The organism is Phycisphaerales bacterium AB-hyl4 (assembly GCA_041821185.1).
Lineage (GTDB): Bacteria > Planctomycetota > Phycisphaerae > Phycisphaerales > Phycisphaeraceae > Natronomicrosphaera > Natronomicrosphaera hydrolytica.
The window spans coordinates 156076-174440 of record JBGUBD010000005.1; the positions used below are offsets into that span (position 1 = coordinate 156076).

16 protein-coding genes are annotated in these 18365 nt (G+C 60.3%); 6 read left to right on the forward strand and 10 right to left on the reverse strand.

Annotated features, from left to right (window positions below; genetic code table 11):
• The first annotated feature begins 39 nt into the window (after nt 1–39).
• The 3 genes from ACERK3_09310 to ACERK3_09320 all read left to right on the forward strand — a co-directional run bounded on the left by ACERK3_09310 (nt 40) and on the right by ACERK3_09320 (nt 4693).
• Nucleotides 40–666 carry a type II secretion system protein gene (locus tag ACERK3_09310; GenBank protein ID MFA9478492.1) on the forward strand — a complete coding sequence of 209 codons (627 nt, stop codon included), beginning with the start codon at nt 40–42 and terminating at the stop codon, nt 664–666.
• 47 nt (nt 667–713) lie between these two features.
• Nucleotides 714–2504, forward strand: coding sequence for a hypothetical protein (locus ACERK3_09315; GenBank protein ID MFA9478493.1), 1791 nt, complete (start codon nt 714–716; stop codon nt 2502–2504).
• A 65-nt stretch (nt 2505–2569) separates the two neighbouring features.
• The gene (locus ACERK3_09320; protein MFA9478494.1) at nt 2570–4693 is read left to right on the forward strand and encodes a beta-galactosidase; all 2124 of its coding nucleotides are present in this window, start codon (nt 2570–2572) and stop codon (nt 4691–4693) included.
• A 140-nt stretch (nt 4694–4833) separates the two neighbouring features.
• Here ACERK3_09320 and ACERK3_09325 read toward each other — a convergent pair whose 3' ends face one another.
• From ACERK3_09325 to ACERK3_09345, 5 genes are read right to left on the reverse strand one after another with little or no spacing between them, the layout of a single operon-like run.
• Nucleotides 4834–5790: an NAD(P)H-quinone oxidoreductase gene (locus ACERK3_09325; GenBank protein MFA9478495.1), complete on the reverse strand. Its 957-nt coding sequence runs from the start codon at nt 5788–5790 to the stop codon at nt 4834–4836.
• 6 nt (nt 5791–5796) lie between these two features.
• Entirely contained in the window at nt 5797–6621 is an 825-nt protein-coding gene (locus ACERK3_09330; protein MFA9478496.1) for a type I 3-dehydroquinate dehydratase, read from the reverse strand.
• A gap of 21 nt (nt 6622–6642) precedes the next feature.
• Nucleotides 6643–7662: a Gfo/Idh/MocA family protein gene (locus ACERK3_09335; protein MFA9478497.1), complete on the reverse strand. Its 1020-nt coding sequence runs from the start codon at nt 7660–7662 to the stop codon at nt 6643–6645.
• A 20-nt stretch (nt 7663–7682) separates the two neighbouring features.
• On the reverse strand, nt 7683–8753 hold the full coding sequence (locus tag ACERK3_09340; GenBank protein MFA9478498.1) for a Gfo/Idh/MocA family protein: 1071 nt from the start codon (nt 8751–8753) through the stop codon (nt 7683–7685).
• The gene (locus tag ACERK3_09345) at nt 8750–9772 is read right to left on the reverse strand and encodes a zinc-binding alcohol dehydrogenase (protein ID MFA9478499.1); all 1023 of its coding nucleotides are present in this window, start codon (nt 9770–9772) and stop codon (nt 8750–8752) included. Before ACERK3_09345 ends, ACERK3_09340 begins: the two co-directional genes overlap by 4 nt.
• A gap of 140 nt (nt 9773–9912) precedes the next feature.
• Between ACERK3_09345 and ACERK3_09350 the strand changes: the two genes are divergently transcribed.
• From ACERK3_09350 to ACERK3_09360, 3 genes are all read left to right on the forward strand, one after another.
• The gene (locus tag ACERK3_09350) at nt 9913–10884 is read left to right on the forward strand and encodes a LacI family DNA-binding transcriptional regulator (protein ID MFA9478500.1); all 972 of its coding nucleotides are present in this window, start codon (nt 9913–9915) and stop codon (nt 10882–10884) included.
• Between the two features lie 570 nt (nt 10885–11454).
• Nucleotides 11455–11868, forward strand: a complete 414-nt coding sequence (locus ACERK3_09355) for a hypothetical protein (protein ID MFA9478501.1) — start codon at nt 11455–11457, stop codon at nt 11866–11868.
• A 132-nt stretch (nt 11869–12000) separates the two neighbouring features.
• A complete protein-coding gene (locus ACERK3_09360; protein MFA9478502.1) occupies nt 12001–12762 on the forward strand; it encodes a hypothetical protein in 762 nt (253 codons plus the stop codon).
• Between the two features lie 18 nt (nt 12763–12780).
• Here the strand turns inward: ACERK3_09360 and ACERK3_09365 are convergent, their stop codons facing one another.
• From ACERK3_09365 to ACERK3_09385, 5 genes are all read right to left on the reverse strand, one after another.
• Nucleotides 12781–13980, reverse strand: a complete 1200-nt coding sequence (locus ACERK3_09365; GenBank protein ID MFA9478503.1) for a hypothetical protein — start codon at nt 13978–13980, stop codon at nt 12781–12783.
• Entirely contained in the window at nt 13980–14897 is a 918-nt protein-coding gene (locus tag ACERK3_09370) for a hypothetical protein (GenBank protein MFA9478504.1), read from the reverse strand. Before ACERK3_09370 ends, ACERK3_09365 begins: the two co-directional genes overlap by 1 nt.
• 3 nt (nt 14898–14900) lie before the next feature.
• A complete protein-coding gene (locus ACERK3_09375) occupies nt 14901–15731 on the reverse strand; it encodes a hypothetical protein (GenBank protein MFA9478505.1) in 831 nt (276 codons plus the stop codon).
• Nucleotides 15732–15847: 116 nt separating this feature from the next.
• A complete protein-coding gene (locus tag ACERK3_09380) occupies nt 15848–18157 on the reverse strand; it encodes a phage tail tape measure protein (GenBank protein MFA9478506.1) in 2310 nt (769 codons plus the stop codon).
• Nucleotides 18158–18310 carry a hypothetical protein gene (locus ACERK3_09385; protein MFA9478507.1) on the reverse strand — a complete coding sequence of 51 codons (153 nt, stop codon included), beginning with the start codon at nt 18308–18310 and terminating at the stop codon, nt 18158–18160.
• Between the last annotated feature and the right edge of the window lie 55 nt (nt 18311–18365).

Genomic DNA, 18365 nt, shown 5'->3' on the forward strand with positions numbered 1-18365 from the left:
GCGAACCGGGCGCCTCACTTGCAGTTAAAGGAGTCTGGCATGTCGCGTCCCATTCGTGGTTTCACCCTGATCGAGCTTCTCGTGGTAATCTCGATCATTGCGTTGCTCATCGCCATCCTGCTGCCGGCGTTGCAAAGTGCCCGCGCCACGGCGCGGAGCATCCAATGCGCGAATCACCTGCGGCAGATGCATCTTGGAGCGATGATCTACGCTGACGAAAACGATGATCACCTGATCCGCGGGGGCAGCACGGCGGGCAGCCCGTATTGGTGGTATCAGGTGTTGGCTCCCTACGTTGGAGTGTCACGCATGGATGCTGAAGGCATTCAGAACAGCGTGCTCCATTGTCCGGATAGGCCGATCAGCACTTCAACAAGCTCGGTGAATCAGGTCGCCTATGCACCGAGTACACAGGTGGTGGGAACCCGGGACCAGGCAAATCAGACCCAATGGCAATGGCGGCAGCGAGATCGCTACCTTCGCCCGAGCCATAAGGGCCTGTATGTCGATACGCAGAATGGAACCTATTTCTACAACTACAGCGAGTTCGAGAGCCGCGTCCGACTACGCCACCCGGGGGAATCGAAAAATATCGTATTCCTTGACGGCCATGTGGAAGCGGAAACGGAACTTCGATACGGCTACAGGTGGAACAGTACACCGTGACTCTGCATTGCGCGCAGCCAGTCAATAGTTCATTACGAAAGGCAACCATGAAGCTCTTTACAACGATGAGTCAGGCGATCGTATGCGCCACCCTGCTCGGCGGCGTTACAACCGGGGCATATAGCGAACAGTCTGAGTCGGCGGAAGCGACGGTGTATCACAGCGAAGTCATCGCCGACCGACTGCTCGATCGCGAATGGACCGAGGGCTGGGACCAGGGTGAGACGCGATACTCAGAAGCCGCGACGCGCGGCGGGCTGCTGCGGGTGTATCTCAGCGACTCGGTCGAATGGGACGAAGACTCGCTGCGCGTGAACGGCAGAACGCTTGCGGAATTGCGCGAGACGTTTGAAGTGCCTTGGCATCGGCGTGTCGTGCTGGATGAAACGCTCGGCGTGGCGAAGCTGGAGATTCGCTTTCACGACCTGGAAATGATCAACCGTAACGCGCTGGTCGTGGTGAACCATGAAGGCCAGCGATTCCGCCATCGCGTGAGCCCTCGCCGCCTGCCGGCGAGCCTCGGCTACGCCGCGGTGGACCGTGCTGCGGGCGAACTGGTGCTGTTCATCACGCGCCAGGAAAAGGCGGTCAGCGAACTGGAATACGTCCGCTTGAATCATCAGGCACTCACACCGGCCGACGAATCGCAGGCGATCCAATGGTATGGCAATGTGGGGCGAATTGTCGCTCCGCTCGATGACGTGCCGGGCCACGGCCGACCGCAGTTTGTCGAAGTCGGTCTGGCGGGCACGGGCGGGCGGGCGATCGCCCTGGCGGGCGACTTCCGCGTGCTCGATCGGCCGTTCTCGGTGGGCATGTACTTCGGCGACCTCGATGAACTGGCGGAACTGGGCTTCAACACTAAGCTCGACTACCACCCGCGTCTGACGGAAGATGCATTGAACGAATACTCGGATCGCGGCATGTATCTGCTCGGCCGCGTGTTTGGCAGCCGATATGCGGACACCGCCGAGCCGGAGGTGATCGCGGAACATCCCGCCATTTACGCGCTCTACGGCTTCGACGAGCCGGACGTGAAAGACTACCGCGTGGAAGATGTGCCGCTGCGGCGGCGCGTTGGCGTGACGGGGATGGAAGTGGAAGAGCAGCAGCGCCGCTTCCGTAGCGAGCAGCCGAATCACCTGACCTATGTGGTGGTCGACCACACATTCAAGCCCTTCAACTGGCATACCTACGGCCCGATCTCGGACATCATGGCGATCGACCCGTACCCGTTTGTGATGACGCAGGAAATCCGCGACGGCGACAACTTCAAGGAAGCGATCGGCGACGTGGCGCAGATCATGCGGCGGGCGTCGGAGCCGCGGCCGATGTTCGCCACGCTCGGGTTGCACTACTTCGAGGAACGCGGCGGCCGCATGCCCGATGAGCGCGAGTTGCGTTCGCAGTTGTACTGGGCGCTGGCGGAAGGCAGCAAGGGCGTCAACTATTATTCGTGGCACTTTCATCGTGGCGGCGGGCTGGGCGATTACCCGGAACTGCACCCTTACATGGCCGAGCTGAACGCGCTGTGCAATGAGCTTGGCGATCGGCTGCTCTACAGTCAGCCGTCCAACGGGGTGTATGAGGTCAGTGAAGGCGTTGATGCGCGGATTCTCGTTGGCCGGGATGGTTCGCTGCTGGTGTTCGCGATTGCTCGCGACGCGGCGGACGATCTGGAGGCGACGGAGGTGGTGGTGCGCATGCCTGCGATCGATGACGCGACCGTGGAAGTGGTGGATGGTGATGCGCAACTGAAGCATTCGCTTGACGGTGATCGGCTTCGGTTGAATGTTTCTGCCACTCGGCCGGGCGTGATTGTGCGGGTCGGGCCGTGAGGCGGGCCAAGGTACGTGATGCTGATTGACAACGAGCGACGCAGACACGTTGGAGGGATGAGTTGATGACCGCCTTTTTTCCGTTTGGTACGCAGTATCACCGTGCTCCGACGCCGTTGCCCGAGGAATGGGCGGGTGATTTGAAGCGCATTGCCGAGGCCGGCTATACGCATGTGCAGTACCGCCCGCAGTGGCGGTGGCATGAGTCGGTGCGCGGGCGATATGTGTTCGACGATCTCGATCGGCTGTTCGACCTGGCGTCGGAGAACGGCTTGCGCGTGGTGCTCAAGCCCATGCTGGAAACCGCGCCGGACTGGGTGTTTCAGGAACTCGGCGGCACGCGCATCGGCTTCCACGGCGTGCCGATCAGCCCGGTGGCGATCGGTGCGTTCTATGTGGGCGGCTGGCTGCCCTGCTTCGACAATCCGCAGGTCATGGCGGCGGCGAAAGCGTTTGTCGAGAAGCTCGTGCGACGCTATCGCGAACACCCGGCGTTGTGGTTTTACGATGCGTGGAACGAGCCGCGCAGTCGACCGCTCGGCCAGTGTCATTGCGAACATTCCCTGCGTTCGTACCAGGATTGGATGAGCGATCGGTTCGGGTCGATCGAGCAGATCAACGAGTACCTGGGCAAACGATGGACGTCGCTTCGCACGATTCGCCCGCCGGCGTCGGCTGGTGATTACGTGGAGATGTATTTCTGGCGTAAGTGGGCGGCGAGCGCGGTGGCGGAGCATGTGCAGGGGGTGGTCGAAACGATGCGTGAAGCCGACCCGGATCGAACCGTGCTTGCACACGCCGGGTTCTGCAGTGTGTTGCAGGACCCGGTGTGCGATGCCAACGACGATGTGCTTGTTGCATCCAAGGCGGACCGGTACGGCACGTCGTTCCCCGTGAACCTCTGGCCGAAGCAGCCGCTGCATCACACGCAGGCCGACCTGATCAGCGATTGGCTGCGCCGGGTCGCTCCGGACTACTGGTGTCACGAGTTCTACCCCAACGAGGCAAACTGGTGCGAGCCGCCGAACCCGCAGACGCTCGATCGGCTGGTCTGGATGGCGCTGGCGGGCGGCACGGCGGGCTTCACATTCTGGCAGTTCCGCTCGGAGCGTATCGGCAACGAAAGCAACGGCTGGGGCATGCGCGAGATCAACGGCGAGCCCACGGCCCGCAGCGAAGTGTGCGACCGCATCGCAGGCATTCTCCGCGACCATGGTGCCCTGCTTGTCGACTCGCATCGGCCGCCCGCGCCGGTCGCGCTGATGTACAGCCGCGATTCGGACGTGCTCGGCAGAGTAGAGGCGATGGCGCTTCGCGATCAGGATCCGAGCCTGGAGCGGTCTTCGGATGAGTACCGCTACAAGCAAGCATTGTTCCGCAGCCATTTTCTGTATCAGGCACTGGGTTATACGACGGACATGGTGACGCCGGGCGATGATCTGGTCGGGCGAGCGGTGGTGCATGTCTCAGCGATGGAGATGGTCGACCAGGCCACCGCTGATCGACTGATTCAATACGTCAAGGCGGGTGGAACGTTGATCATCGAGCATCCGTTTGCCTGTCGGGATGATCGCACGTGGGTGGCGCCAGAGCGGCCGACGCATGGTCTGGCCGAGCAACTGGGGTGGCGCGAGGCGGCGCGGGTGGCATTGGGGTCGAGCCGTCAGCCGGTGCGTTTCGCCAACGGCCGGACGATCGAAGCGGCGGGGCTGCGGGTGGACCTGGCGTTGACGGCCGGCGAGCCTGTTGCCGAGTGGTCGGACGGCGCTGTGGCGGCAGTGCGCCGTCGGCTGGGCGATGGCGTGGTGTACACGCTCGGCGTGAACCTTTCGCTCTCGGCAAGCGGGCAATGGGATGACGCGGCACTGGACGTGCTCAACGACCTGTTGCGTGAGGCCGGCGTTCAGCCTGAATACGAGGTCGATCGCGGTTTGCTCGTGCGACGACGGCAAGGCCCGGCCGGCGAGGTGTGGTTTGCCTTCAATGTCGGCGCCGAGCCGGCGGCGCTGACCCTGCCTGCCGAGCCTGTCGCCGTCTGGCACGAGACGGTAGCGGAGCGTTCAGGCAGGCAGGTGACGATCCCACCTGGTGCGACCTGGGTTGCGGCATTGCCGATCTGTCAAAGTCGGGACGCTGTTGATGGTCAGTTCAGGCCAGATGGCGTGGAACATGTGTCGACTGGCCCTTGATGATGGGATCGTTCTCCTCCAGCGTGGACAGGTGTTCGTTGGATGCCTGAAACACATCCAAGGTATGCCGTCATTGATCATTCAGCCAGAACACTTTCGGCGACAGCCCATGGGCCGAATGGATGGGTGGTGCACATGTGCTATTCGATGGTCAGCACCACTTTGCCGAGATTTTCATTGCGTTCAAGTATCGCGTGTGCCTGCTCCGCCTGAGTGATCGGCAAAGCTTTGTGAATGAGCAACTGAATCTGCCTGGATGAAAATGCCTGCCAGTATTGTTTTTCAAGGTCAGCCAGTATTTCCGCTTTCATCTGCGTTGTTCTGCTGCGCAGCGTACTGCCAATCAGCTTGATGCCGCGTCTGAAAAAAGAATTCATGTTGATGTCTGATGTCGATCCGCCGAGCGTGGCGATCACGATCCAACGGCATCCGGCTGCCACCGTTTCCAGGTAGCTGCCGAGGTCGGGGCCTGCAACGCAATCCATCGCAACGTTCACGGGATGACGTGCCAGCACTTCAGCAACGTTTTCCTTCCTGTGGTTAATCACGACATCAGCACCAAGACGGTTGACCAGCGCTGCCTTGTCATCCGAGCCGACGGTCGTGACGACTTTTGCACCGATCGCCTTGGCCAGTTGAATGGCCGCCACGCCCAATCCACTTGCGCCGGCTTGAATGAAAGCCGTATCACCGCTCTGCAAGCCACCTTCAATGCAAAGATTGAGATGTGATGTGGCGAACGCTTCCGGAATCGCGGCGGCCTCGACGAAAGACAGCCCCTCGGGAATGGGCAGAACCATATCTGCGGGCACTGCAACTTGCTCGGCGTATCCGCCGCCGCCAAGCAGGGCGCAGACCTTGTCGCCGACCTGCCATCGACTGTCGGCGGGGGCCTTGGATACCGTGCCCGCCACCTCCAGCCCCATCCAGTCCGGCCAGCCGGGGGGCGGGGGATAATGCCCGGCTCGCTGGAGCAGGTCAGCCCTGTTGAGCGCCGCCGCACGAACATCAATCAATATCTCGTCGTCCTTGATGACCGGGTCGGGCACTTCCACCCAACGCAGGCTGCGGTCCTCTGCGATCTTGATCACATGCATACTCGTCTACTCCAGATAATCGTCAATGCGCCATGGGATGATGCGGTACAGTTCCCGCAGATTGCCCAGCAACTGCTTGCGCAGGTTGGCCCGTTCGTGGTAGTCGTGATGTCCGAATACAAGCATGGAGCCCAGCAGCGGCGCGAGCGGTCGGACAATCTCGCCGTGCGGGCCTGTGCAGATGTATACGAAAGGAACCTTGAGCCTTTTTCGGAGTTCCACCGTGGTGCGAAGCATTTCCAAAGCGTGGTCGACAGTCGGACAGTCGGTAACGATTTTGACAATGTCCGCGCCCCGGGATTCCATTTCCGTCGCGAGCGAAACTGCCTGGGTGCAGTCAAGGTGTGTGTTAAGCGCATGTGCCGACATGAGCACCTGTGCGTCCAAGGCATGAACCTGCTTGATGATCTGCATCTGCTTGTCAATGCACTCAGGGCGCATGGATATTTCTTCGGGGTCTGCAGCCGCAAACGGCAATGTACATCCTGCCAAACTTTTCCGTGAGTCGAGGTCGAATGTGTCCGCGGGCAGGTCAATGCATTTTGCGCCCACGCGCGTCGCCTGCAGCAACATGTTCACACGCTCGTCATCCGACGGCCCGCCATCACAGCGATAGTTGATCGCCATCATCGGATACCTCGTTGCCGTGAAAATCTTCCTGAGTTCCTCCGGTTGGCGGTACGGCTGGTCGAGCAGTTGGAGGTGCAGAATAAACGCCCGCGCGCCATCTGACTCGCCGGATTTCATGTCAGCGATGGTTTCAGCTGTGGTTCGGTTACGCAGCGAGCCGACAAGCAGCGGGCGCGGCAGATCAGTGAAATGCAACGTCATGAAGCCACTCCTCGGGTGAAATCATCTCTCCCATTTGGTGTATCCCGAAGCGGCAAGGAGAACTTCCTGCACCAGTTCGTCGTGTTCGTATGAATAGGGATTTTTCATCTCACCCCGAATGATCCTGGCGAATTCAAGCAGCTGATTTTCGTAGCGATCTTGTGCAACACCGAAATCCACCATGTGCGTGCCGGCAGGATATTCCTGATTGCCTTCCAGCAGTGTCAGCCGCAGTTGAAGTGGCTGGCCGTCAAAGCGCTCCAGCGGACTCAGCTCGATCGTGCCATTTGTGCCGCAGATTTTAAGTGATCGCCGATTCAGGCCATCTACCTCCTTGCTGCACACGCGCAACGTGACCGTGGCATGCGGATATTCCAGCACGGTCAGGCAGTTGTTTTTGATGTTCTGGCTGTATCCCGGTGCGGACTTCAGAAAAGGCGTGACGTTATCTGGTCGGCCCATCATGGGGATGAGCGTATCGATCAGATGGCAACCAAGATTGAACATGATGCCGCCCGCGTAGCTGCCAAGGTAAATCTGGTAGGGCTCACCGCCATAGTTGTGACTCATGCTGGCTTGGATCTCAAAAATATCACCGAGCCAGTTGTGCTTTACCGCCTTTGTCGCAAATTGCATTGCAAGGTTGTTGCGGAACATGTATCCCATCTGCAGTGCAATATCATGCTTGCGGCAGCCATTGAGCAATTCGCGGAATGCCGCCAGATCCTCACCACCGGGCTTGTCCATATGCATCGGCAGATGGTGCTGCATGCAGCGCATGGCAGTCGGCACAAGGTCTTGGTTGGGAGTCTCAATGAACACTGCCTGAAGCCCCGGCATACTCAGCAGTTGCTTTTCCGTCACCCACGTCAGGCCTTCATACGGGCTGAGATCATCGCCGGCACGTCGGGAAGAAGAAGTCGCGCGATCATCGACAACGCCGACAATTTCAAACACATCAGACATGCGCTTGAGCGTTTGTATCTTGGCGGAAGCATGCTCGTGACAGATACCGATCTGTCCAACTCTAATTCTGTCCATGAGTGTTTACCTGGGCGTGCTCAGCCAATCCACGCGAACTGAGGATTCTGTTTTTTGACGATCTCAGATATTCGAACCACTTCCAGCGCGTCGTGACTGCTGACCGGGAACGGAACATCCTCACGAAGGGCGCGATACATGTGCCGGGCTATTTCAAGCTCCACCTGCACCCACATATTCGTGTCCGGCTCCACTTTTCGAGTCTCCTCAATCCACGGCAGATCCTGTTCAGGACTCTTCGGCTGGCCCGGCAAGGGGGTTGCGCGGGTGGCTGTCGCCGCTGGCCAGCGGAATTGCGGGTCAAGGTACCTGAGTCTGATCTCTTTCTGATCCTGCTCATAGGTCAGCGTGCCACGATCGCCATAAATGGTGCAATACGGACTCGCCATCGCCACCGAGTTGCTGATCTCCACCTCAGCAACCGTGTCATTCTCACCGATGAGTGTGATTTTGACGTGATCATCACCGTCGCCCGGCGTCAGAATGCGCCTCAAGTAACTATGCACATCCCTGACAGGTGAGCCCAGAAGCTGCAGTCCCTGATCAAGCAGGTGGGGCCCCCAGACGCTGAGTTGTCCGCCGCCACAGTCCAGCCGCATCTGCCAATCATTCCGGCGCATGAACACATGATGCTTGCAGAGTTTGATGACGTTGACATTTCCCAGTAATCCATCCGATATGATGGCCTGCGTATTTTCAAACGCAGGTTCAAAGCGGTGGTTGTGTCCAAAGTAAAGCCGATCCGGATACTGCTGGGCAAGTTTTTGCAGGAGCGCGTAATCTTCCGCGGTGACGCCAACAGGTTTCTCCAGCAGCACGGTTTTCCCGGCGGCCAAAGCTTGCTCTGCATTTCTGGCGTGATCGAGCGAAGGGGTTGCGATAATCGCCAGTTCCATTTCCGGATCTGCGAAAAATGACGCGAGATCCGTATATCCCTTGCCGCCAAGTTTCGCCGTCGTAGCGTTTACTCGCTCTGGATCGATGTCACATGCAGCAACCAGTTTGTAGTGGTCCTGATTCTGTGAGAAATGTCGGCAGTGCGACATTCCAATTCTGCCAATGCCACAGACGCCGAATTTGATTGCGCTCATGCTTTACCTCTGAATTTCTTCCAGTCAAAAACGATTCCCAAGGGCATCGTTTTGTTCTCCGCGAGTCGGGTGTAAACGTCCGTTGCATGCTCCGGCGAGACGATTTCCGAAATCAGTGGGCGCGTTTGCATCTTGCCCGCTGCAATCAGTTTGAGAAACGTGCGATGATCGTCCTGCTCAGTCCAGCGGCCCGGAGCGGACTCCGCTTTGGCTCGTGTGAAGGTGTGTGCGCCGATCAGCGAAATGCCTCGCCGATGAACGTACTTGTAAAAATCGATTGGCACATCCGACATGCGCGTACAGCCAAGAAGCGCAATCCGACCTTCCCATGCGATATATTCCAGCGCCTGCTGCAATGCGTCGGCTGAGCCCGTGACTTCAACAACCGTATTAGGCCCGTGGCCGCCCGTGGCCTGTTTGACCTTGTCAACAAACCCCGGCTCACTTGGAGAGAACGCGGCAGACGCCCCTAGTTTCAGGGCCAGTGCCCGACGGGCCGGGTCCGGGTCGGATACGACCACGGGAATCGCCCCGACAAGCGCGGCAAACTGCACTGCAAAGGCGCCCAGGATTCCCAGGCCGGCGATCATTGCCGATTCTCCCAGTTCTAACCTCAATTTGCGCACGCCCAGCAAAGGGAAACTGGCAATGTGCGCGAAGGCCGCATCCAGCAGATCGATGGCGTCATCTTCGATCTTCACAAGATCGCGAGCCTTCTTTATTGAGTGAGATCGATGCCCACCCCAGGCGACCACAACCCGGTCATCGACTTCCAGGGTTTCCACCTGCTCTCCCACCGCAATGACACGCCCCGCTGCCGAGTAACCGGGAACCCACGGGAATCCACGTTCATCGGTGGAGGTGTTTGGCAGCGCGACGAGGTTGGCGTACTCCGTGCCCGCACTAATGACAGAATAGTTGTTCTCAACCAAGACCTCGCCCGCCTTGGGCGGATGAATGTCCTGCTTCTTGAGAACCGCTTGACCTCTGGATTCAATGACGACGGCATGGCCAATCATCTACCTGCTCCTGAAACATTTGCATGCGATGCGTCAAAGTATCATAAAAAATGCTTCTAGCAACAGTTAAGCAGGAAAATGAAGATGAAAATGCGCCGCGTTTTCATGAGCCAAGGCGCTATTGTTGAAAATTTTCAAAGATGGGTTACTGTATTCCCGTGAGAATTCAAGATGTCGCAAAACTGGCTGGCGTTTCGCCGGCGACGGTGTCGCGCGTGTTCAGCCATCATCCCAATATCCGGGATGAGGTCCGCAGTCGGGTCGTGTCTGTGGCCAAAGCCCACGGCTACCAGCCGCGGCTATCCCCCAAGCAGCGCAATGTCGTGCTCATCCTCCCCAGCGATCAGATCTATCCCATTCGCAATTGCCTGGAAATGGTCATGCTGGCGTTGACCAGCGAACTGCCGCGCCGCGGCCTTCGCATCGAAGTATTGCCACACGATAACCTCGACAGGCTTGATAGCATCCAGTTCTGTGCAGCGGTCGCCATTGGCGCTGAGCCGAACGAGTTTGAAACGTGGCCAGGCCGCTTTTCCTTGCCTCTTGTGATGGTCGATCGACAAGCGCCCGCCGGATGCAGAAACGTCTATTGCGTACGCTCAGATGAAATGCAGGGGATGGACCTTGCCATCGAACATCTGCACCAACGAGGCTGTCGCAAGGTCGGCTCGATCATCTACGGCAAGCCCGGCGTCGGCAATACAGACGCCCGACGTCAGGGAATTATTCAGGCATTGGAAAAGCGAGACCTGCCTGCACACGACGCGTTGATACATCTCTCCGCCGACGACAACTATGTCGAGATCATCGGCAAACTGCTTCAGCAGGACATCGACGCATTGTTCTGCCCCGGCGGAAATGCAGGCATTGTCACCGCGTATGCGCTGTCGCTGTTCGGCAAACAGGTTCCGGAAGAAATCTCTGTGATAGCCTCGGAACACCTGCAGTTTTCACGATACGCCACGCCATCGCAGACGAGCATCATGCAGGATCACAAGGCCTTGGCGAAGACGGTTGCCAATATTATTGAATCACACCTGAATAACACCGTTTCCGACAGGGAATTTGTGTTGCCTTATCAGTTGATCGCCCGCGACAGCGTAAAGTATTGAAGCGAATCCATTTTTTTAGCCGCCGTCCCGCACGTTGCTTCTCGTCCTCCCTGCGCGTAACCCACCAAGCCGTTGACCCCGAACCGCCCACTTTGCAGCCACATCACCACTTCTCCACCGGGCACCGTTCGCTGGCCAAGCGGGTTTTGTGCCTGAGAATGTCGGGGTGGGTCCGCTTGAACTTGCGGAAGCTCTGCTGAATGCTGTCGGTAATGCTGTTGCTCGTCGCTCGGATGGAGTCCGAAAGAAGACGTTAGAGCATCGGTTATTCTGGATCAATATTGGGTCAAATTCGGGTCAGGATGTGGGACGGGGAAGTGGGTCAAATATGCGCTGCTGTAAAGCCTTTGTTTTCAAGCTTTAGAATGCACCTGGCACGATTCGAACGTGCAACCTTCGGTTCCGTAGACCGATGCGGTTGCGGGTTCGTAGCGGCCGCGCGGGAAGTTATCCACGGCTCAAGATTTTTTTCCACAAGCCAATGTGAGCGCTTGCAACCATACGTTGCCGTTGCCGCCCCAGAGCCGCATCGGTAAGGTAGGGCACCACACCTTTCGAAAGGGGGACACATTGCCAAAGTATCAAGTTCATGGCGCTCGCCGATCCAATGGCGACGAAGTTGAATACGTCGTCGAGCTGCCGAGCAGAGAAGCGGTTGAACTGGACGCCTCCAATCGCGGCCTGCTCGTCAGCAGCATCGAGCAATTGCCGGAAGTGGCCCAGGCCACGCCGGAATACAACAACATCAAGTGGGCGATGAGTGCCTTGTATGCAGCGGGGGTGATCAGTGGCCTCGCGGCGATCGCTTCCTTCGTTCAAGCCTGGGAGGCGAGCACAAGCACCGATCCAAGCCCGTTGAGTCATGTGGTGGTCAACGCCGCCATCGGCCGAGGGGTGGGCATGCTTATCGCAGCAATCCTGCTCGCGTCGTTCGGCGTGCTTCTGGGCGCGGTCCGCGACATCGCCCGCAACTCATGGAACTGATTTGTAAGCTTCTGCTGGCCGGATGCATGGTTTTGGCGCGTTTGTTCTTGGCGAGGGGGCAGCGAGTCGCTACATTGAACGTCGACGCTTGTGACGTCCGGGATTCAACTCTGCTTCCGAAAGGGGAACGCCATGTTTCGATTGTTGACCACTGCTCTGTTGTCGCTGTGCCTGCTTGCTTCGCCGGCTCTCGCCGAGGACGACGGTCCCGACATTCCCGACCTCTCGGAATTCGACCGCGACACGTTACAGACCGTCGCGGAGCAGCTCTACGTTCAGATTGCCAACTTGCAAGAGGAGCTCGCGGAGCTCCGCGAGGAGCTCGCCGCCGCTCAGGCGGGAGAAGATGGCGATGGCGGCGACGATGCCAGTTGGCGTGTGACGATCCTGGCCAACCAGCCCACCGACGTTTCCGAGTTGCGAAGGCAACTGGAAAACGAACGGGAGAAGCTTGCATCAGACAGCACGCTGGCAACGCGGCTGCGCGAGGCCGAGCGTCGCGTGGCGGACATGCAGGCGGCGAGAGAAAACTACATCGACAACCAAGGGCGGCGTCGAACCCGGGCCAAATACAGCGCCCGCGATATGCGTGATCCGCAAGCCCAGGTCCGCACCCTGCAACGGGAACAGCGAGCGGTCCAGGTGCAGATCCGCACGCTTGAGCGCGATATTGAGCAGGCTGGATCGATCCGCCGGATTTCGGCTCAGCTCGAAGATGGACGGGGCGTGACGATCATCGCCCGTGGTGCGTTTCTCGATCTTGGCACGAGTCTGCAGGTTGGCCAGGATTACATGATCACGGGCCGGGCTGCGCTGTCCGGCTCGTCGCCGAACATTCAACTGCTGTCGGCGGCACTCGCCGGCGACGAGGTCGCGACTACTGTGGCCCCTTGATAGTCGGGGTCTCTGGGTTCACAGATATTCAAACCCGCCTTCGACATCGAATTGCATCACGAAGGCGTTTCTTACCGATCCCCCAAAACCTGCTGCGATTACACATCCTGAACGGGATCGATCGTTACTGCTTGCATCTGGGATTACAGGGTCAGCAGGGAGGGTGTGACCGTCCACATCAAGGGAGATGTCATCAAAGCCCCCTTCGCCTAAATCCTGAAACCAGTATGTATGCTCATAGCCTGACCCCAAACCAAGAGGGGTCGCATCGAAATTCACATACGTAGCACTTGGCAGCCCTCGCACTTGCATTAAAAAGAATGCATGGCATCTTAATTCGTGAATCGGAGAGGATGGGTTGCTCTCCGCATCACATAAGAATGAAGCCGATGCCGCCGTCGCCACCCATTGGCTATTCCGATTGCGGCCAAGTTCCAGCCGTATTTGCTCAGAGCCGCTAAGGGAACCGATGGAGACAGGAGAAGCGCTACCCCACTCAGACTTTGCATCTGCCAGCAATGCGGAAAGGTCCGTGCTCGAACCGCCTCCTGTAACACTTTGCTCGTTCCTTAATTTCTCGCTGCTGACTGTCCAGAATGGCGCAAAGTCTGGAATCGTGTCAGGACGTATCCATTTAATTTGCTGTAAGAACACCTGCATTTCGTTGAACAGCCACGGGCCCAGGTAGTCTCCCACCTGGGCAATGCCATGCTCGGTGACAATATCCACAGCCGACCACTGATCATCAGAAACAACCCAACCACCGTCGTACTCAAATTTCGTTCTTGGCGGCAATCCGTTCCGTAGCGAAGATGTGCCATACGCTCTATCGCCTATCGCACCAGAGTCCCCCGGCCCAACCAGCTTCGGACGTTTTCGCGTAAAGCCTTCAGGGGGCAGCTCGGCTAATTCCCGCACACGCGTTAACGTCAATCGAACATCCGACTCGGACAGCTCATCTATTGGAGTTTGATCCAAAGCCATGGGGTTGGGGTAGGCGTCCCAGTCCCACCACGCGGACTCATTGACCATCAGTACACAGGCATTCTGTAGCTGAGCAATCCTTGTTGCGCTCAGACGATCCCCCTCTTCGAAAGGCGCTAAGAGGTCGGTCCGACGTAAGGCGCGACGTTCGTTGATCGCTTCGACAAACTGATTGAGGAAATCAGGCCTTGCGACGTCATATCCGTAATCTACCGGCAGATCAGTCCACCCCATCACTCGCCTCCTGGCCCTAAACGCATCCAGTCAGAATGCCAACCCGTTCCGTCGGATTGAAGCACTTGATATTGTGGGCCAGCCTCCGGCAGCGCGTCACCACCTCCGGCTACCCCCACAATCCACCATTCGGGGTCGTCGCCGTCGACCAACGTTCGTACCGCGAACACGATGTCATCCGTGTCTAAATCGCTGCTGCCCGGTTCGATTTCTTCGGCGGGGGAATAAAGGTCGTATTCATCCGTATCATTCGGATCGTCGCTCCACTCGCCATAGCCGGCGGCGGGCTTAGTATCGTTCTGCTTGCGACCCTTGTAGCGTACACGGTCACCGCCGGCATCCTCTTCGCCTGTCACCCGGAACGCCGCGAGGGGTGAGGGCGGAGCAGGGCTGAGATTGACGATCGCCCAACGTTCCTCACCCTCGTCTTCGATCCACAGCACCCGCGCCGAGCCATCTGGTTTATCAACCAGCGCCTCAACCGAAAGATCCTCAACGTCGACGTACTCCGGCGGATCATCGCCGGTCGCCACATGCACTCGGACGATCGTGACGCCGGCGACCACGGCCTGGGCGATGCCGCCGTCGACGGCCGGCTCCTGAAGCACCGCGAACCGGCCGACGTGATCCTCTTCGTCGGGGGCCAGGCCCACCATGGCGATCTGTTCGGCGAAGGCGTCGGCGAGTTCCTCCGGATCAATGATCGGGGCTTCGATACCCACGACGGCGAAGCGCGGCAGATCTTCGCCGGTCTGGTTGCGGACGAGCACTTGAGCGGGGGCGTCGGTCTGACCACCCGAGCCGCCGGCTGGGAAGTTGCGTCGATGCGCGTCGGCTGCGGCGGCGAACGCGTTATAGGCCCGTGCGGGAATGTTCAGCGGTTCGCCGCTGCGCACGCGTTTGAGTTCGTCGCCCATGATTCAGCTCGTTCCAATACCGAAGCCGGAATAGTTGGACGTTTCGTAGATCTGGTGCACGTATACGGCGATGGGTTTCCGGCCGATGCGGCCGAAGCCGTCAATCTCGGCCGGCTCGGTTCGGACGTCGATGTGTTCCCAACCCAGCGCATTGACGCCGGTGATGTCGCCGAACGATTTACCCGTCTGGTTCTTTCGCTTCGCCCAGCGGAACGCCAACTCCCAGTTGCCGTCGCCGCGCTGATTGCCCGAGACGCCGATCGCCAGCAGTGTGCCGGCGGGCTGACCGCGGAACGTCCCATTGTTGACCGTGCCCACTAGGTCCGCGAGGGTGTTCTTGTAGCTGTTGCTGATCTGCGCGTCAGTGAACGCGTGCGTTTCTGAGAACTCATAGGTGGGCACCATCATCTCCGTGCCCTGCACGCCCTGCGAGCTGGCGCCGATCAGTCCGCCGTTGTCACTGACGGACGCGCCGGCACCGTACGCGGCGACCACCGCGATGCCCTTGACGATGCGGACCTGCTGCACGGCGATCTCGAACGCGAAGCTGCTCTGGCCAGGCTGGAGCTGGCCGCCGAAGGTGCCCGTGGACGCGTGGCTGTAGCGGACGCGGCCTTCCCACCACAGATTGCCGACCTGTTTGACCCGGCTTGACGCCCTCGGCATGTTGTCATCGCCATAAGTGCCGGGCGATTCGGCCTGCAGCGCATCGAGCAGCTCGCCGTCGTCGTTCGAGCCGTACAGGTCGTAGATGAGCGTCACCGACGCCCCCTGGCCGGCGATGCGCTCGCGGGACTTGAACTTCTCTTTCACGATGATTTCGTGTTCGCTCATGCTACAATCGGTCCATGGAAATCGTCGTGGCCATCCTGCTGTTCATCGTCGTCGTCGGGGTCATCGGCGGCGGGTTCGAGATCTGCCGCGACGCGGTGTGCCCGCGTCGCCGTTGATCACGTAAAGATCGGGCCGGGCCGTTCGCGGAACAGCTCGACCAGCTCGCTCGTATGCTCGGCCGTCTCTTCGGCCGCGTCGGCCGCTCGTTTCTCCTCCCGCTTGTCATCGTCAACCTCGAACACGCCAGCGATCTGCCGAGTCAGGACGTCGGCGTCGAAGCCGCCGATCGACTCAGGACCGTCCATCGCCGCCTGGTCTTCGAACATCTGCCGGCGGAGCTCGAACTCCTCACGCACCAGGTCAAGGTTCTGCCCGGCGCGTTTCGCGTCGTCGATCGCCTGCCGCTCGCGCAGGTCCAGCAGGGATCGCTCCAGCTCGATGCCTTCCTTCGTCGACCGCAGTCGCAGTTCGTCGATCTGGCGCTGGCGCTGCCGATCGCCCTGGGCCCGCTGATCGGCGAAGCGGTTGCGGATCGCCTCCGTCTCGGCGGCGAGCGCCCGCTCCAGCTCGGCGGTTTCCATGCCGGCGGCGCGGGCTTCCTCGATCTGCCGCTGGTAGCGGGTTTCGACCAGGGCGAGCGCCCGCTGCTGCTCATCCTCGATCAACTGCAGCTCCAGGTCGTGGGCCTGCTCGGCCCAGCGCGTCTCCTGGTCGCGGCGCTGCCGGGCGTGATCGGTTCGAATGTTCTCAATCTCGAGCGACCGGGCCCGCTCCAGGTCGGTGATGTCGAGCCCCGCCTCCTCGGCCTCCTGCCGCTCGTGGTCGTAGCGTTCGTTGATCAGGGCGATCGCTCGTTCCTGCTCGTCCTCGATCTGCTGGAGCTTCAGCTGGTGCAGGCGGCGGGCGAACTGGCGTTCCTGCTCGGACGTGATGCGCCCGTCGAAGTCGTCGTCCATCCCCATCGCGCCGGCGCCGGTGATGAACGTGCCCGCCCGGGCAGCTTCGAGCTGCTGCTCGCGCTGGTCGAGCAGGCGCAGCAGGCGATGGACTTCGCTCTGGTCGCCCTCGGCCCGGGCCTCGGCGATTCGATCGTTGAGCTGGCCGATGTTGCGTTCCGCCTGGCCGATCGCCCGGTCGCGCAGTGCGTCGTTCATCCGGACGGCCGCTCGCTCCACGCCGCGAAGCTTGCGGGTGTTTTCATCGAGCTCGATGCCCAGGTCGCCGAAGTCCCGTTCCAGCTGCTTGATGACGCGCGAGGCCTGGGCCATCTGCTCGTCATCGAGCTCGACGCCGACCATGCGGCGCAGCTCTGACAAGCCACCTTCGGCCCGGGTCGTTTCGCGCCGCATCTCGGGCGTCATGTCGGCGACGTCGATTTCCGTTCTAAGCTGACGACTGGCGATCGTGATCGCCGTCAACGCCGCGGCGATCGCCAACAGGCCGGCGATGACCGGGTTGGCGGCCAGGGCCACCAGTGCCGCCTTCATCCCTTTCGTCGCGATGGTCGCAGCCTTCATGACCGTGATCATCGTGCCGACCGTGGCCGAGACCCCTCGCACGATTGCACCGAACGTCCACAGTGCGGCCCCCGTGGTGGTCACCACCGCGCCCACGGTGAAGACCGTGACGATGAGTTGCTGGTTGCGCTGCACGAAATCATTGACCGCCGTGACCGATTCCCGCACGTGGCCCACCAGCCGCATCAGCGTCGGCGCCAGCGACGCGCCGATTTCCATCGAGGTACGGCGCAGCGCGTGCGTCATCTCGTTCCAGCGATCGGTGAGGTCGGCCGCGGCCGTCGCCTCCTCCTCGCTCATGACGATGCCCAGCTCGCGAGCCTCCTGAATGTAGCGCTGAATCCCCTCGGCCCCCTGCTCGAACAGGGGAAGCATCTCGGCGAAGCCCCGGCCGAAGATCCGCTGCCCGATCGCCGCGCGTTGCGAGACGTCGTCGACGCGGCTGAGCCGGTCGGCGAAGAGCGCCATCTGTTCATCCGGCGTCATCTGTTTCAGCCGTCGCGCATCCAGGCCGAGCGCCCGCAACCCTTCCTGCGCCTCGCGCGATCCGTCTGCCGCGTCACCGATGGTGCGCGTCATCCGCAGCACGGCCCGCTCCAGCCCCTGGGCACTGCCGCCGGTCTGCTCGACGGCGAAGACCAGGCCCGTGAGCTGCTGCACGGCGATGCCGGTGCGGGCGCTCATCTTGTCCATCTCGTCGCCGGCCCGCATGAACACGCGGGTGGCGGCGAGCAGGGGTGCGGTGATCATCGCCCCGACGCGCAGCATGTTCCGGCCGATGTCCTGCACCTGGGCGCCGAACTGCCGCAGCCGTCCCTCGACAGACCGGAGCGTCTGCTGGAGCTGGCTGTCGTCGCCCCACAGCTCCACGTGGGCGCGACCGGCGCGAATGGATCCAGCCTGGGACATTCAGGACTCCACGAAACGGCGCTTCATCGGCCGCAGCGACTCGATTTCCAAGGCTTCTTCCTTGGGCGGCTTCTCGCCGGGGTCCGGGTGGAAATCGTCGGGCTTGTAGGGCTGCGACTTCTTCTTCGGATCCCGGTTGGCGTTGGCGAGCATCGCCAGGACCGCCGACGTGTGGTGCCATTGCTCGCGGCGGGTTTCGACCGCCGCC

Bases quoted from the DNA above. Each gene is read 5' to 3' on its own strand.
- ACERK3_09310 (MFA9478492.1), top strand. From the start codon at position 40: ATGTCGCGTCCCATTCGTGGTTTCACCCTGATCGAGCTTCTCGTGGTA.
- ACERK3_09315 (MFA9478493.1), top strand. From the start codon at position 714: ATGAAGCTCTTTACAACGATGAGTCAGGCGATCGTATGCGCCACCCTG.
- ACERK3_09320 (MFA9478494.1), top strand. From the start codon at position 2,570: ATGACCGCCTTTTTTCCGTTTGGTACGCAGTATCACCGTGCTCCGACG.
- ACERK3_09325 (MFA9478495.1), bottom strand. From the start codon at position 5,790: ATGCATGTGATCAAGATCGCAGAGGACCGCAGCCTGCGTTGGGTGGAA.
- ACERK3_09330 (MFA9478496.1), bottom strand. From the start codon at position 6,621: ATGACGTTGCATTTCACTGATCTGCCGCGCCCGCTGCTTGTCGGCTCG.
- ACERK3_09335 (MFA9478497.1), bottom strand. From the start codon at position 7,662: ATGGACAGAATTAGAGTTGGACAGATCGGTATCTGTCACGAGCATGCT.
- ACERK3_09340 (MFA9478498.1), bottom strand. From the start codon at position 8,753: ATGAGCGCAATCAAATTCGGCGTCTGTGGCATTGGCAGAATTGGAATG.
- ACERK3_09345 (MFA9478499.1), bottom strand. From the start codon at position 9,772: ATGATTGGCCATGCCGTCGTCATTGAATCCAGAGGTCAAGCGGTTCTC.
- ACERK3_09350 (MFA9478500.1), top strand. From the start codon at position 9,913: ATGGGTTACTGTATTCCCGTGAGAATTCAAGATGTCGCAAAACTGGCT.
- ACERK3_09360 (MFA9478502.1), top strand. From the start codon at position 12,001: ATGTTTCGATTGTTGACCACTGCTCTGTTGTCGCTGTGCCTGCTTGCT.
- ACERK3_09365 (MFA9478503.1), bottom strand. From the start codon at position 13,980: ATGGGGTGGACTGATCTGCCGGTAGATTACGGATATGACGTCGCAAGG.
- ACERK3_09370 (MFA9478504.1), bottom strand. From the start codon at position 14,897: ATGGGCGACGAACTCAAACGCGTGCGCAGCGGCGAACCGCTGAACATT.
- ACERK3_09375 (MFA9478505.1), bottom strand. From the start codon at position 15,731: ATGAGCGAACACGAAATCATCGTGAAAGAGAAGTTCAAGTCCCGCGAG.
- ACERK3_09380 (MFA9478506.1), bottom strand. From the start codon at position 18,157: ATGTCCCAGGCTGGATCCATTCGCGCCGGTCGCGCCCACGTGGAGCTG.
- ACERK3_09385 (MFA9478507.1), bottom strand. From the start codon at position 18,310: ATGCTCGCCAACGCCAACCGGGATCCGAAGAAGAAGTCGCAGCCCTAC.